The organism is Clostridium sartagoforme, from assembly GCF_039521405.1.
In the GTDB taxonomy this organism is placed as follows: Bacteria; Bacillota; Clostridia; order Clostridiales; family Clostridiaceae; genus Clostridium; species Clostridium sartagoforme.
Genome location: NZ_BAAACH010000038.1, coordinates 183911 through 198937 on the forward strand (window position 1 = coordinate 183911; position 15027 = coordinate 198937).

Annotated in this window: 14 protein-coding genes; all 14 read left to right on the forward strand. The window is 29.6% G+C overall.

All coding sequences use genetic code 11. The features are described 5' to 3' along the window. The 14 genes from queA (at position 1) to aspS (ending at position 14879) form a co-directional block, all read left to right on the forward strand. Positions 1 to 1029 carry a tRNA preQ1(34) S-adenosylmethionine ribosyltransferase-isomerase QueA gene (queA, locus tag ABDZ60_RS16445; protein ID WP_343779614.1) on the forward strand — a complete coding sequence of 343 codons (1029 nt, stop codon included), beginning with the start codon at positions 1 to 3 and terminating at the stop codon, positions 1027 to 1029. Positions 1030 to 1050: 21 nt separating this feature from the next. Further along, positions 1051 to 2193: a tRNA guanosine(34) transglycosylase Tgt gene (gene tgt, locus ABDZ60_RS16450; RefSeq protein ID WP_047000823.1), complete on the forward strand. Its 1143-nt coding sequence runs from the start codon at positions 1051 to 1053 to the stop codon at positions 2191 to 2193. A 99-nt stretch (positions 2194 to 2292) separates the two neighbouring features. After that, complete coding sequence (gene yajC, locus ABDZ60_RS16455) at positions 2293 to 2565, forward strand: preprotein translocase subunit YajC (RefSeq protein ID WP_047000824.1); 273 nt, start codon at positions 2293 to 2295, stop codon at positions 2563 to 2565. 52 nt (positions 2566 to 2617) lie between these two features. Then, the gene (locus ABDZ60_RS16460) at positions 2618 to 2986 is read left to right on the forward strand and encodes a TIGR04086 family membrane protein (protein WP_047000825.1); all 369 of its coding nucleotides are present in this window, start codon (positions 2618 to 2620) and stop codon (positions 2984 to 2986) included. Positions 2987 to 3310: 324 nt separating this feature from the next. Then, the gene (gene secD / locus ABDZ60_RS16465) at positions 3311 to 4576 is read left to right on the forward strand and encodes a protein translocase subunit SecD (RefSeq protein WP_047000826.1); all 1266 of its coding nucleotides are present in this window, start codon (positions 3311 to 3313) and stop codon (positions 4574 to 4576) included. After that, on the forward strand, positions 4569 to 5441 hold the full coding sequence (secF, locus tag ABDZ60_RS16470) for a protein translocase subunit SecF (RefSeq protein ID WP_016208402.1): 873 nt from the start codon (positions 4569 to 4571) through the stop codon (positions 5439 to 5441). Before secD ends, secF begins: the two co-directional genes overlap by 8 nt. A gap of 138 nt (positions 5442 to 5579) precedes the next feature. Further along, the gene (locus tag ABDZ60_RS16475; RefSeq protein ID WP_016208401.1) at positions 5580 to 6431 is read left to right on the forward strand and encodes a DHH family phosphoesterase; all 852 of its coding nucleotides are present in this window, start codon (positions 5580 to 5582) and stop codon (positions 6429 to 6431) included. Between the two features lie 66 nt (positions 6432 to 6497). Next, complete coding sequence (locus ABDZ60_RS16480) at positions 6498 to 7016, forward strand: adenine phosphoribosyltransferase (RefSeq protein ID WP_016208400.1); 519 nt, start codon at positions 6498 to 6500, stop codon at positions 7014 to 7016. A gap of 100 nt (positions 7017 to 7116) precedes the next feature. Further along, positions 7117 to 9309: a RelA/SpoT family protein gene (locus tag ABDZ60_RS16485; RefSeq protein WP_016208399.1), complete on the forward strand. Its 2193-nt coding sequence runs from the start codon at positions 7117 to 7119 to the stop codon at positions 9307 to 9309. A 12-nt stretch (positions 9310 to 9321) separates the two neighbouring features. Then, positions 9322 to 9771, forward strand: coding sequence for a D-aminoacyl-tRNA deacylase (gene dtd / locus ABDZ60_RS16490; protein WP_016208398.1), 450 nt, complete (start codon positions 9322 to 9324; stop codon positions 9769 to 9771). Between the two features lie 13 nt (positions 9772 to 9784). Further along, on the forward strand, positions 9785 to 10387 hold the full coding sequence (locus tag ABDZ60_RS16495; protein ID WP_016208397.1) for an MBL fold metallo-hydrolase: 603 nt from the start codon (positions 9785 to 9787) through the stop codon (positions 10385 to 10387). Between the two features lie 11 nt (positions 10388 to 10398). Beyond that, a complete protein-coding gene (locus ABDZ60_RS16500) occupies positions 10399 to 11823 on the forward strand; it encodes a coproporphyrinogen III oxidase (protein ID WP_343779628.1) in 1425 nt (474 codons plus the stop codon). 13 nt (positions 11824 to 11836) lie between these two features. After that, complete coding sequence (hisS, locus tag ABDZ60_RS16505; protein ID WP_047000829.1) at positions 11837 to 13084, forward strand: histidine--tRNA ligase; 1248 nt, start codon at positions 11837 to 11839, stop codon at positions 13082 to 13084. Positions 13085 to 13100: 16 nt separating this feature from the next. Continuing rightward, entirely contained in the window at positions 13101 to 14879 is a 1779-nt protein-coding gene (gene aspS / locus ABDZ60_RS16510; RefSeq protein ID WP_343779630.1) for an aspartate--tRNA ligase, read from the forward strand. Positions 14880 to 15027 lie beyond the last annotated feature (148 nt).

Genomic DNA, 15027 nt, shown 5'->3' on the forward strand with positions numbered 1-15027 from the left:
ATGAAGGTAAGTGATTTTGATTTTTATTTACCAGAAGAATTAATTGCACAACATCCATTAGAAAAGAGAGATTCTTCTAGGTTAATGATTTTAGATAAAAAGACTGGAGTTATAAAGCACAAATATTTTCATGATGTAATAGAGTATTTAAATGAAGGAGATACTTTAGTTTTAAATAATACAAGAGTTATGCCTGCAAGATTGATAGGTGAAAAAGAAGAAACTGGTGGCAAGATAGAGTTTTTATTGCTAAAAAGAATTCAAGGAGATAAATGGGAATGCTTAGCTAAGCCCGGTAAAAGAGCAAAAATTGGTCAAAAATTTACTTTTGGTGAAGGTAAATTAACTTGTACTGTAGTTGATATTGTGGAGGAAGGAAATAGAATAATAGAATTTTCTTATGACGGTATTTTTGAACAAGTGCTTGACGAATTAGGAGAAATGCCATTACCACCATATATTACAGAAAAACTTCAAGACAAAGAAAGATATCAAACAGTATATTCAAAAGAAAAAGGATCAGCAGCAGCACCAACAGCAGGATTACATTTTACAGAAGAATTATTACAACAAATTAGAGCTAAAGGGGTTAATATTGCTTACTTAACTCTTCATGTTGGACTTGGAACATTTAGACCTGTAAAAGTAGAAGATATAAATGAACATATAATGCATTCAGAATACTACGTGTTAGATAGAGAAAATGCAGATATTATAAACAAAACTAAAAAAAATGGGAATAAGATAATAGCTGTAGGAACTACTTCTACAAGAACCTTAGAAACAATTGGAGATGAAAATGGTTTTGTAAGAGAGCAAAGTGGCTGGACAGATATTTTTATCTATCCGGGATATAAATATAAAGTTATTGATGAGTTAATAACTAATTTTCATTTACCTGAATCTACTTTAATAATGTTAGTTTCAGCTTTAGCAGGTAAGGAAAATGTTATGAATGCATATAATGAGGCTGTTAAAGAAAATTATAGATTTTTCTCCTTTGGAGATTCTATGTTAATAAAAGAGTAAACGAAAAGAGGAAGTGAAATTTTGAGTAAGAAAAGATATACTTTACTAAAAAAGGATGGGGAAGCAAGAAGAGGAAGATTTGAAACTCCTCATGGAACTATAGAGACTCCTGTATTTATGAACGTTGGTACTTTAGCGGTTATAAAAGGTGCTGTATCAACAATGGATTTAAAAGAAATAGGATGTCAAGTAGAGCTATCTAATACATATCATTTACATTTAAGACCATCTGATAAGGTTGTAGCAAGTCTTGGAGGATTACATAATTTTATGAATTGGGATAGACCAATACTTACAGATTCAGGTGGTTTTCAAGTCTTTTCACTATCAGGAATGAGAAAGATAAAAGAAGAAGGAGTGTATTTCTCATCACATATAGATGGTAAAAAGATATTTATGGGACCAGAAGAATCAATGCAAATTCAAAGTAATTTAGCTTCAACTATAGCTATGGCTTTTGATGAGTGTATTCCAAACCCATCTACAAGAGACTATGTAGAAAAATCAGTAGCAAGAACAACAAGATGGCTTGAAAGATGTAAAAAGGAAATGGATAGATTAAATTCACTTCCGGAAACTATAAACAAAGAACAGATGTTATTTGGAATCAATCAAGGTGGATGTTACGAGGATATAAGAATTGAACATGCAAAGACTATAACAAAAATGGATTTAGATGGATATGCAATAGGCGGTTTGGCTGTTGGAGAAACACATGAAGAAATGTATAGAATAATAGATGCTGTTGTACCATACTTACCAGAGGATAAGCCTATATACTTAATGGGAGTTGGAACTCCAAGTAATATATTAGAAGCTGTCGACAGAGGCGTAGATTTCTTTGATTGTGTTCTTCCGGCAAGAAATGGTAGACATGGTCATGTTTTTACAAAAGAAGGTAAAATAAACTTAATGAACGCAAAATTTGAATTAGATACAAGACCAATAGATGAAGGCTGTCAATGTCCTGCTTGTAGAAGTTATACGAGGGCTTATATAAGACATCTATTTAAGGCTAAAGAAATGCTTGCTATGCGACTTTGTGTTCTACATAATCTTTATTTCTATAATAAACTTATGGAAGATATTAGATCTGCAATTGATGGAGGATACTTTAAGGAATTTAAAGATGAAAAATTAAAAGAATGGAATGGAAAAGCATAAATAATTAAATGTATGTTAACATAATTGACAGTAGAATATAAATGATATATAGTTTTTATTATGAATTAATAGTTATTTTATGAAGGGAATGAGGACTGTATGCAAATATTATCAATTGTATTGCCTTTCGCATTAATGTTTGGTATTATGTATTTTTTATTAATATTGCCAGAGAAAAAGAGAAATAAAAAATATAATGAAATGATATCATCTCTAGAAAAAAATGATGAAATAGTAACTAGAGGTGGAATTATGGGAAAAATAATAATAGTTGAAGAAAACTATGTTATTTTAGAAACTAGTGCTGAAAGAACTAAATTAAAAGTAACAAAAAATGGTATAGCAACAAAAATAAATAAAGAAACAGAATAAGAATAAAGCCCCCTAATACCTCATAAAATGAGTAGTAGGGGGTGAAATTTTTATGGATTGGACAAATTATTTTAAAAATGTGCTAAAGGGAGTTATTTGGGCACTTATGATTACATTCTTGGTAACAGCTATATTTTCTCTATTTATGAATAGAATTACATTAAGAGAAGGTATATTTAATGTAATTTATGTAGTCATATCGTGCTTAGCTTTAGTAGTAGGTTCTATAGTTGCAGTAAAAGCCCATGGGAATAAAGGATGGGTAGTTGGTTTAGCAGTAGGATGTATTTTTTACATAGCTCTATATATAATAGGAATTATATTCGGTGCAGAACCAACATTAGGAATGTATGACTTTATTAAATTTACTTTATGTGTTTTTATAGGATTACTGTCAGGAATGCTTGGAGTAAATCTATAAATGAGATTTTATGAATCAAAGTAATGAAAAGTGAAAAAGTGAAAGAGTTGATGTTTTTTAATTCTTTTATTTTTTCATTTTTCTTTATTAATTTTTAATAAGATTTACTAATATAAAACTAATAAAACTTAATTATCAATTGAATAAAGCCACTTGTAATTTATGTATAATGAATTTAATTAATCATAAAATAAGTTAAAATTAAAAATATTATAAAAACAAGGTCTTGTATTGGTAATAATATACAAGATTCTTAAAAAGTAGTTGATATTACTTAACATAAGTAATATAATTTAAATGAAAACGTACCAGAGGGGGAAGAACATGAAAGCGAGAAGCAAAAGTAAGAGTAAAAGTTCAATATTGTTTATACTCTGTGTCATTGCTATTTTCTCATTAGCATTTACAGGTTTTAAAGGGTTTAAAATAGCAGGGTGGGAGATTAAGTCCATTGGTGAAGCTATAACTAAAGGTTTAGATCTTCAAGGTGGAGTTTCAGTCCTGATGGAAATACAAGAAGACGATGTGCCATCAGATGTTCGTCAAAGAACTAAGCAATTATTAGAATTAAGAGTTAATAAAATTGGAGTATCAGAAACAGTTGTTACAGAAGAAGGAGAAAAAAGAATAAGGGTGGATATACCAGGAGCATATAATTCAAGTGAAATAGTTGATGGATTAAGTAAAACTGGTAACTTAGAATTTAAAGACTCCGAAGGAAATATTGTTTTAACAGGAAAAGACGTTAAGGAAGCAACAGCTGTACTAGATAGTACATCAAGTCCAGTAGTATCATTAGAGCTTAATGAGGAAGGGCAAACAAAGTTTGCGGAAGCAACGGCTAATAATATAGGAAAAACTATAAGTATATCAATGGATGATGAAGTAGTTTCACAACCAGTAGTTCAAAATGCAATTACAGATGGAAAAGCTGTGATTAATGGTATGTCATCAATGGAAGAAGCAACTAAGCTATCAGGGATAATAAGCTCAGGAGCTTTACCAGTTACAGTTAAGGCTGTATCAGTTAAAAATGTAGGTGCACAGTTAGGAGCAGAAGCGCTTCCTAATGCGGTTAAGGCTGGAGTAATAGGAATATCCTTAGTGTTTATTTTTATGATTTTATATTATAGATTACCTGGATTATTTGCAAGTATAGCATTAACGTTATATATAACTTTAGTACTTATAGTATTTGTGGAAATGAAGGCGGCATTGACGTTGCCAGGAATTGCAGCATTTTTATTAACTATAGGAATGGCTGTAGATGCTAATGTACTAATTTTTGAAAGAATTAGAGAAGAACTTTCAATTGGTATTCCAATTAAAAGTGCAATAAAAAAAGGTTTTGAAAATGCAATGTCATCAATTGTAGACTCAAATTCAACAACATTTATTGCAGCACTTATATTATATTTTATAGGCTCAGGAGCAGTAAAAGGGTTTGCTGTAACACTTATGATAGGAATAATTTTAAGTTTATTTACAGCGCTAATAGTAACAAAAATATTAATAAATTTAGCTGTTGATATGGGGCTTTTAAAAAGTCTAGGACAATTTAGAGTAAAGAGGGGGGCTGAAAATGCTTAAAGTTATAGAAAAAACTAAGCTTTGGTTCACCTTATCTACAATAATTATAGTTGTAGGATTAGGATTTATTATTGTAAGAGGGCTTAACTTTGGTATAGATTTTAGAGGCGGAACTAATGTTGTAGTTGAATTAGGAGAAAATTTTAATAAGCCAGAAGCAGATGAAATAGTTAAAGATATAGTTCCAGATGCAGTAACTAATGAAATTGATAATACACAATATGAAATAAAGGCAAAAGATTTAGATAGTACTAAAGTCTCAGAAGTTTTTAAAGCACTGCAAGAAAAATATACTTTAGAAGATAGTGCCTTAATATCACAAGATGAAATAGGAGCTTCTGTAGGAAAAGAGCTTACTAAAAATTCTATAGTTGCTTTACTGGTTGCTTGTGTGGCTATGCTTGTGTACATAGCATTTAGATTTGAAATGAATTATGGAATAGCTTCAGTAATAGCATTGTTACATGATGTATTAATAACAATTAGTGTTTATGCTATATTTGATATACCAGTTAATACACCATTTATTGCAGCAATATTAACGATTGTAGGATATTCTATAAATGATACTATAGTAATATTTGATAGAATTAGAGAAAACTTAAAGAATATGAGAAGGGTGTCATCTACAGAAGTAGCTAATAAAAGTATAACTCAAACTATGTCTAGATCAATAAATACAACATTGACTACTTTAATAACAATAATAGCTGTAAATATTTTTGTACCAACAGTTAGAGAATTTTCATTCCCATTAATTATAGGAATAGCTGCAGGCGCCTATTCTTCTATATTTATAGCTTCACCAGTATGGGTTATGTTAAAAGACAAGAAAGTTAAAAAAAGTAAAGCGGAAATAGCTTAATCTTTATAAAGATAACAAAAAGTTAAACCTCCGAAATATTTTGGAGGTTTATTATTTTTTTCTTAGAAAACATTTGTAATATTGGAGATTTTACATTATAATATATGTGTTTTCTTAAGTTTTATGGAGGAGTTTATAATGCGTAAGTTTTGGGAGAGTATTTATAGTCCAAATTATATTACTGGATATAATCCCTTTATACTTAAAAATATGAATAAAGCTATTGAGCATATGGTAGAGGCTATAAATAATAGAAAGAAGATAGTTATTTATGGAATACCTAATGTAGATGGATTATGTGCTATAGCATCTTTAAGTTTAGTATTAAAATATTTAAATGCAGATATAGAATATATAATTCATGACGAAGATTCTAGTTTAGGAATTACCTCAGAAGATATAATTGATAATGTCAGTTTTCTAGGAGGGCAGCTTTTAATAACATTAGGTATAGATTTAAGCTCAGAAAAGGAAGAAAAGCTTTGTAGGGATCTTGGGATAGATTTGATAGTTTTGGAAAATAAAGAAGTTAACGTTGAAAGAAATTACATATACATAAATCCAAATCAAAAAGGTTGCCAGTATAGGTATAAAAATTTATCTATTAGTGGTTTGACCTTTAAATTGATGCAAGCAATTGCAATATACTATAACATAAAAAGTATAAATAAGTATTTAGATTTAATACTTATAGGCGAACAATGGGCAGAAGTACCCTTAAAAGGTGAAAATGGTGTGATTTTAAAAGAAGGTAGAAAATTTTTAATTAATACTAATAATTATGGATTAAGAGCGGTTATGGATCACTATAATATAGTGGAAATGGATGAGGAGTGCATATTAAAAATAATAGAAGTTATTACTCCTACAATAAATGTAGTTAGAATGATGGATAATGCACGTATAATTATAGAACTTTTAACCACCAATAAAAAAGATAGAGCAGAACAAATAACTAAATATTTAAATAAATCTAGGATAACTATATAATTAATTTAATAAATACTGTAGTATAATATTTGTATAGTTTATAATTTTAGTAATGGAGGATTTATCATGGATCTAAAAGAAAGAATAAGAGTAATTGAAAATTTCCCAAAGGAAGGAATAAGCTTTAAAGATATAACAACTGTTATTGGAGATGGCGAGGCATTAAAGTACTCAATTGATAAAATGGTGGAGCATTTAAAAGATAAGAATATCGATTTAATAGTTGGACCAGAAGCAAGAGGATTTATTTATGGAGTACCTGTTGCATATGCTATGGGGATAGGATTTGTTCCAGTAAGAAAACCAGGGAAATTACCAGGAGAAACAGTATCAATAACTTATGATTTAGAATATGGTAGTGATACATTACAAATACACAAAGATGCTATAAAAAAAGGACAAAGAGTTGCTATAGTTGATGATTTGTTAGCTACAGGTGGTACTATTGATGCAGTAGCAAAACTTGTAGAAATGGCTGGTGGAGAAGTAATATGTTTAGATTTTGCTATTGAACTTACAGGTTTAAGAGGAAGAGATAAACTTGAAAAATATGAAGTTATGTCATTAGTTGATTATGAGTTCTAATATTGTTGAAATATGAAATTAAATATTATATAATAAAAGAAAATGGCTGGTTGTTAAAACCAGCCAATTATTTTAGACTTAATCGAAGGAGATTACCCATATGTATGAAAGCCTATTACAAAAAATAAATGAAAATTGTAATAACATAGATACAGACATAGTAAAAAAAGCACATGATTTAGCATGTGATGCTCATAAAAACCAAAAAAGAGAATCAGGTGAGCCGTATATAACTCATCCTATAGATGTAGCTGAAATATTAGCTGAGATGGGTATGGATACAAGTACAATAGTAGCAGGGCTCTTGCATGACGTTATAGAAGATACGGATTATACATATGATGATATAAAAAATATTTTTAATGAAGAAATTGCATACTTGGTTCAAGGAGTTACAAAGCTTGGTAAAATAGAATATAAGACAAAAGAAGAGCAGCAAGCTGATAATGTTAGAAAAATGCTTTTAGCTATGGCAAAAGATATTAGGGTAATAATTATAAAGCTAGCTGACAGACTACATAACCTTAGAACTTTAAAATACATGCCAAAGGAAAAACAAAAACAAAAGGCAAAAGAAACTTTAGATATTTACGCTCCACTTGCTCATAGGTTAGGTATATCCAAGATTAAGTGGGAACTTGAAGATTTAGCTTTTAGATATCTACATGAAGAAGAATATTATGATTTAGTAAAGCAAATAGCAGAAAAAAGAGTAGAAAGAGAAACTTATATTTCGGAAATAATAGAAGATTTACATAATAAATTAGAGGAATCTGAAATAGATTCTGATATAGACGGAAGGCCAAAACATTTTTATAGTATATATAAAAAAATGGTTAATAAAAATAAAAGTATAGAACAAATATTTGATTTAACAGCAATAAGAATTTTAGTAAACACAGTTAAAGATTGTTATGGAGTACTTGGGATAGTTCATACAATATATAAACCTATTCCAGGAAGGTTTAAAGACTATATAGCCATGCCTAAACCTAATATGTATCAATCACTACATACTACCGTGATAGGACCTCAAGGTAAAACTTTTGAAATACAAATTAGAACCTTTGAGATGCATAAAACTGCGGAATATGGTATAGCAGCGCATTGGAAATACAAGGAAGGGGATACGCAGGAAGATAAAGAAAAGTCCTTTGAAAATAAACTTGCTTGGCTTAGAGATATGCTTGAATGGCAAAAAGAAACTTCCGATGCTGAAGAATTTATAGAAGGATTTAAGATAGATTTATTTACAGATGAAATATTTGTATTTACCCCTAAGGGAGTTGTAATAAATCTACCAAGTAAAGCAACTCCAATAGATTTTGCTTATAGAATACATACAGATATAGGAAATAGATGTGTTGGGGCAAAAGTCAACGGAAAAATAGTACCACTTGATTATAGCTTAAAAACTGGTGAAATTGTAGAAGTATTAACATCTAAAAATGCTAAAGGTCCTAATATGGATTGGTTAAGCATGGCAAAGAGTAATCAGGCTAAAAGTAAAATAAGACAATGGTTTAAGAAAATTAAAAAGGAAGAAAATATAGATAAAGGAAAAGAAATCTTTGAAAAAGAACTAAAGAAACAAGGAGTAATTTATTCGGAAATTGCAAAAGGAGAAGCATATGATAAATTAGTTAAAAGATATAATATTCATAGCATGGAAGACTTATATGCTGCAATAGGAGTAGGTCAAATCGCAGCATCATCTTATATATCTAAATTAAAAGAAGAAAATATAGTTGAAAAGCAAAGTATAGAAACTGTAAATAAATCAATTGATGATCATATAACTAAGGCTGAGAAATCAAACAATAACAGAAAATCAACTTCAAATGATTATGGAGTAACAGTTAAGGGTGTAAATAACCTTATGGTTAGATTTGCAAAGTGCTGTAACCCTGTTCCAGGAGATGAGATACTTGGATATATAACAAAAGGAAGAGGTATTTCAGTTCATAGAACTGATTGTAGTAACTTAAAAGCATTAATAGACTATGATGATGGAAAAGTTGTAGAAGTTTCATGGGGAGCTTCAAAAGGAACTGCATATGTAGCTGAAATGCAAGTTAGAGCAGAAGATAGAATAGGTATATTATCAGATATAATGACAATAATAACTGAAGCTAAATTACCTCTTAATGCATTAAATGCAAAATCATCAAAAGGGAATATAGCTGTAATAAATATAAAGGTAAAAATAGATTCTATTGAGCAGCTAAAAGAGCTTATGAGAAAAATAAGAAGACTAAAAGGTGTAATGGATGTATATAGAATGAATAACTAGAGAGGTAAGTATATGAGAGCAGTGGTTCAGAGAGTAGCATCATCTAAAGTTATAGTTGATGAAAAGATAATTGGGTCAATTAATAAGGGACTTAATATACTAATAGGTATATCCAAGGAAGATACTGAAGAGGATTTACTATATATTAAAGAAAAAGTAATTAACTTAAGAATATTTGAAGATGAAGCTGATAAAATGAACTTATCACTTTTGGATGTAAAAGGTGAAATTTTAGTAATTTCTCAATTTACCCTTTATGGGGATTGTAGAAAAGGTAGAAGACCCAATTTCATGGAAGCAGAAGGTGGAGAAAAAGCAAAAGTTTTATATAAAAGGTTTGTTGAATTATTAAGAGAATCAAATTTGAAAGTTGAAACTGGTGAATTTGGTGCCCATATGAAAGTAGATATTCAAAATGATGGACCTGTGACTTTGATGTTAGATAGCAAGAAGAACTTTTAAAAGGAGGATAACTATGATAGTAAAAACATATCCGCTTGGATCATTGCAAACAAATTGTTATTTAGTTATAGATGAAAAAACAAATAAAGCAGCCGTAATAGACCCAGGTGCAGAAGCAAGTTATTTAATTAAAGAAATTGAAACTTTAGGAGTTGAAATAGGAGTTATTCTTTTAACTCATTGTCATTTTGATCACAATGGAGCTGTAGAAGAATTAAAAGATAAATATAAAGTAGATGTTTATCTTAATAAAGCAGACGAAGAGTATATGGAGATGGATTCTTCAGGGATTTTTGGTAGATTACCAAAGATATATAAATATATAAATGAAGGTGATGAAATAAAAGTTGGAGAATTAGCATTTAAAGCACTATTCACACCAGGACACACAAAAGGTGGAACTTGCTACTTAGTAGAGAATAAAGTATTTACTGGAGACACTTTATTCAATGGTTCAATAGGTAGAACAGACTTCTTAGGTGGCAGTTATAATGAGCTTATAGAAAGTATAGAAACTAAGCTTATGGTACTTGATAATGACGTAGAAGTTTACCCAGGACATGGACCAAAATCTACTATTATATTTGAAAGGATGAGAAATCCCTTCCTAGCATAAGAGGAGAATAAATGGAATTAAAGATTAAGTTAAATAATTTAAAGTATAGATATGACGTATATCAAATGTTTAATATATATTATGCACTTGACGAAATTAAGTTTGAAGAAGATGGTAACTATATAATAAATATAGAAGAAGATAAAATATCATTTTCATTTAATGAATTTTATAGAGAATATAAAGTTTCAGAAAATATAAAAGAAGATATTAAGAGATTAATTTTCTCTTCATTAAAAGAAATAACGTGCGATTATTATCCGTGGGGAATACTTGTAGGAATAAGACCTTCCAAAATAGCTTTAAAGTATTTAGAAGAAGGAAAAAGTGAAGACGAAATAATAGATTTATTTGCAAAGAAACATTTAGCTTCTGAAGAAAAAGCTAAGCTTTGCATAAAAGTAGCTAAAAAGGAACAGGAGCTTGTGAATAAAGATGAAAAGAGTATTGCAATTTATATTGGAATGGCATTTTGTCCAACAAGATGTTTTTATTGTTCATTTACAGCTAATCCTATAGGTAGTAATAAAAAATTAGTTAATCCTTATTTAGAAGCGTTAGCATACGAAATAAGAGAAATGAAAAAGTATGTTAATGAGAGAAATCTAAAAATAGAAAGTGTTTATTTTGGCGGGGGGACTCCAACAGCAGTAAATAATGAAGAGTTTGAAGATATTATGAAAGAAATTTATAATGCTTTCGTATTAGATAAAGACATACTTGAGTTTACTGTAGAATGTGGAAGACCAGATAGTATAACTTTAGAAAAGCTTCAAATTATGAAAAAATATAACACTACTAGAATAAGTATTAATCCTCAAACAATGAATGATGACACATTAAAAATGATTGGTAGAGGACATACATCAAAAGATGTTATAGATAAATTTAATTTAGCTAGAAATTTAGGCTTTGATGATATAAATATGGATATGATAATAGGATTACCTGGTGAAGGGATAAAAGAAGCAGAATATACTGCAAATGAAATCTTAAAACTAAGACCAGATAGTTTAACTGTCCATGGATTATCTTTAAAAAGAGCATCTATTCTTTATGAAAATTTCATTTTAAAGAAAGGTATACAAATAAAGAAGCAAGATGAACTTTCATCAATGTATGAAATAAGTAGAAAGTTAGCTAAAAGTTTAAATATAGAGCCGTATTATATGTATAGACAAAAAAATATGGTTGGCAATATGGAGAATTTAGGCTATTCTAAAGAAGGCAAAGAATGCTTATATAACATACAAATGATAGAAGATAAGCAAACCATAATAGCTTTAGGGGCAGATGCCGTATCAAAAGTAGTCTTTCTAGAAGAAAATAGAATTGAAAGATTTGGAAATGTTAAAGATATTAGAGAGTACACAAGTAGAATTAAGGAAATGGTAGAGGAAAAGATAAAACTTTTAGATGAACTTTACCTTAAATAGGAGGAGATATTTTATGGAAATCCAAGCACCTAAGGGTACGAAGGATATGCTACCTCAAGATGCATATAAATGGCATTATGTAGAGGGGGTTTTAAGAGATGTTTCAAAATCATATGGGGTAAGAGAAATAAGAACCCCAATGTTTGAACATACAGAATTATTTTTAAGAGGTGTTGGAGAAACAACTGATATAGTGCAAAAAGAAATGTATACTTTCAATGATAAAGGTGATAGAAGTATTACTTTAAAACCAGAAGGTACAGCACCAACAGTAAGAGCTTTCATAGAAAATAGATTATTTAATGAAGCTCAGCCAACAAAGTTATACTACATAATACCTTGTTTCAGATATGAAAATGTTCAAAAAGGAAGACTTAGACAATTCCATCAATATGGAGTTGAAGTTTTTGGTTCAAAAGAAGCTTCAATTGATGCTGAAGTAATTTCATTAGCTATGGAATCATTAAAAAAATTAGGGCTTAAAAGTTTAAGTTTAAATATAAACAACTTAGGATGTCCTAAATGTAGACCTAAATATAATGAAGCACTTAAAAGATATCTTGAAGAAAATTATGATAATCTTTGTGGAATTTGTAAAACTAGATTTGAAAAAAATCCAATGAGAATTCTTGATTGCAAAGAAAAAAGTTGTAATGAAATAACTAAGCATGCTCCAATTATATTAGATTATATATGTGAAGAGTGTGATTCTCACTTTACTGAAGTTAAAAATTATTTAGATGCTTTAAAAATACAATATAAAGTAGATCCAGGTATAGTTAGAGGATTAGATTATTATACAAAGACTATATTTGAAATATTAAATGATGATTTTACAGTTTGTGGCGGCGGAAGATACGATAAGCTTATAGAAGAAATTGGTGGACCAGAAATGCCAGCTGTAGGATTTGGATTAGGTTTAGAAAGACTTATAATGACTTTAGAAAAAGAAGGTATAGAAATTCCAAATGAAGGATTAGTTGATCTTTATATAGGTGCTAGAGGGGAAGCAGCTAAGACAAGTGCTTTTGTATTAGCTAATAAACTTAGAGCTATTGGTATAAAGACAGAAATAAATCATATGGGAAGAAGTATAAAGGCAGAAATGAAATATGCAAATAAGATAGGTTCAGCCTTTACTACAATTTTAGGTGATGACGAGCTTCAAAATAAGACACTAAAGCTTAAAAGAATGAGTGATGGTGAGCAATTTGAAGTGAGTTTAGATAATATAGAAGAAATAGCAAAACTTGTAAAATAGTTAGGAGGAAGAAAAAATGGGTGAAGCTTTAGGTGGCTTAAAAAGAACCCTAATGTGTGGAGAAGTTAGAGAAAATAACGTATCACAAAAAATCACATTAATGGGTTGGGTGCAAAGAAATAGAAAATTAGGAGGTCTACAATTTATTGACCTTAGAGATAGAACAGGAATAATGCAAATAGTATTTGGTGAAGCAATAAATGCTGAGGCTTTTGAAAAAGCTAAAGATGTTAGACCTGAATATTGTATAGCAGTTACTGGTGAAGTAGTTTTAAGAGAAGCTCCTAATCATAATATGCCAACAGGATTAGTAGAGCTTAAATGTGAGAGTCTAAAAATTCTTTCAGAGTCAGATACACCTCCAATATATATAAAAGAAGGATTAGATGCTGCTGAAAGTATAAGATTAAAATATAGATATTTAGATCTTAGAAGACCAGATATGCAAAGAATATTCATGATTAGAAATAGAATTTCTAAATCAGTTCGTGACTACTTGGATGAAAACAACTTCTTAGAAGTAGAAACTCCAATGCTTACAAAGAGTACACCAGAAGGAGCTAGAGATTATCTTGTACCTTCTAGAAATTATCCTGGAATGTTCTATGCCCTTCCACAATCACCACAAATTTTTAAACAACTATTAATGGTTTCTGGATTTGATAGATATTATCAAATAGTTAAATGTTTTAGAGATGAAGATTTAAGAGCAAATAGACAGCCAGAATTTACTCAGATTGATTTAGAAATGAGTTTTGTTGAACAAGAAGATGTTATTAAAATGAATGAAGGTTTAATAGCTCATGTATTTAAGGAAGTAGCAGGAGTTGATGTTAAGTTACCAATAAAAAGAATGACATTTAAAGATGCTATGGAAAAATACGGTTCAGATAAACCAGATTTAAGATTTGGAATGGAAATTACTGATATTACAGAAGATGTAAAGGATATGGATTTTGTAGTGTTTAAATCAGCAATAGAAGTTGGCGGATCAGTAAGAGCACTTTGCTTAAAAGGTGGAGCAGAGCTTGGAAGAAAGCCAATAGATAAGTTAAGTGAATTTGTTAAGACATATAAGGCTAAAGGTCTTGCGTGGATCCAATTAAAAGAAGATGGAGTTAAGTCTTCTATTTCTAAGTTCTTAACTGACGATGTTACAAACTCAATAGTTAAAACTATGGGAGCAGAAGTTGGAGATGCTATATTTATAGTTGCTGATAAGAATTCAGTGGTATTCCAAAGTTTAGGAGCATTAAGATTAGAGCTTGCTAAGCAATTTGACTTAATAAAAGATAAGAATAAATTTAATTTTACTTGGATTACAGAATTCCCATTATTTGAATATGATGAAGAAGAAGAAAGATATCATGCAGCGCATCATCCATTTACATCACCTATGGATGAGGATTTAAATATGTTAGAAACAAATCCAGGAGAAGTAAGATCAAAGGCATATGATTTAGTTTTAAATGGTGAAGAATTAGGTGGAGGATCTATAAGAATACATGATTCAAAGCTTCAACAAAGAATGTTCAAAGCATTAGGATTTACAGAAGAATCAGCGCAAGAAAGATTCGGTTTCTTAATAGATGCATTTAAATTTGGCCCACCACCACATGGAGGTTTAGCTTTTGGACTTGATAGAATGGTAATGTTCTTAGCTGGAACAGAAAATATAAAAGATGTTATTGCATTCCCTAAAAATCAAAATGCTTATTGTTATTTAAGTGAAGCACCTAACATAGCAGATGAAAAGCAATTACAAGAGCTAGGTATTTCAATAAATATAAAATAAAAGTAATTAAAGGTCATAAGAATATGGAAGAATAAAAAACTGATTTGCTAAGCAAATCAGTTTTTTATTTTAAATTTTTAGAAGATATTGACATCAAAGTGTATATGAGATATTATATGTATATAGACTATATACACACTACATGCAC

What these genes read in the sequence shown, in the direction of transcription:
- yajC (WP_047000824.1), top strand. Translation starts at nt 2,293, where the DNA reads ATGCAAATATTATCAATTGTATTGCCTTTCGCATTAATGTTTGGTATT.
- ABDZ60_RS16475 (WP_016208401.1), top strand. Translation starts at nt 5,580, where the DNA reads ATGCGTAAGTTTTGGGAGAGTATTTATAGTCCAAATTATATTACTGGA.
- ABDZ60_RS16480 (WP_016208400.1), top strand. Translation starts at nt 6,498, where the DNA reads ATGGATCTAAAAGAAAGAATAAGAGTAATTGAAAATTTCCCAAAGGAA.
- ABDZ60_RS16500 (WP_343779628.1), top strand. Translation starts at nt 10,399, where the DNA reads ATGGAATTAAAGATTAAGTTAAATAATTTAAAGTATAGATATGACGTA.
- ABDZ60_RS16485 (WP_016208399.1), top strand. Translation starts at nt 7,117, where the DNA reads ATGTATGAAAGCCTATTACAAAAAATAAATGAAAATTGTAATAACATA.
- aspS (WP_343779630.1), top strand. Translation starts at nt 13,101, where the DNA reads ATGGGTGAAGCTTTAGGTGGCTTAAAAAGAACCCTAATGTGTGGAGAA.
- ABDZ60_RS16460 (WP_047000825.1), top strand. Translation starts at nt 2,618, where the DNA reads ATGGATTGGACAAATTATTTTAAAAATGTGCTAAAGGGAGTTATTTGG.
- hisS (WP_047000829.1), top strand. Translation starts at nt 11,837, where the DNA reads ATGGAAATCCAAGCACCTAAGGGTACGAAGGATATGCTACCTCAAGAT.
- dtd (WP_016208398.1), top strand. Translation starts at nt 9,322, where the DNA reads ATGAGAGCAGTGGTTCAGAGAGTAGCATCATCTAAAGTTATAGTTGAT.
- secD (WP_047000826.1), top strand. Translation starts at nt 3,311, where the DNA reads ATGAAAGCGAGAAGCAAAAGTAAGAGTAAAAGTTCAATATTGTTTATA.
- secF (WP_016208402.1), top strand. Translation starts at nt 4,569, where the DNA reads ATGCTTAAAGTTATAGAAAAAACTAAGCTTTGGTTCACCTTATCTACA.
- queA (WP_343779614.1), top strand. Translation starts at nt 1, where the DNA reads ATGAAGGTAAGTGATTTTGATTTTTATTTACCAGAAGAATTAATTGCA.
- ABDZ60_RS16495 (WP_016208397.1), top strand. Translation starts at nt 9,785, where the DNA reads ATGATAGTAAAAACATATCCGCTTGGATCATTGCAAACAAATTGTTAT.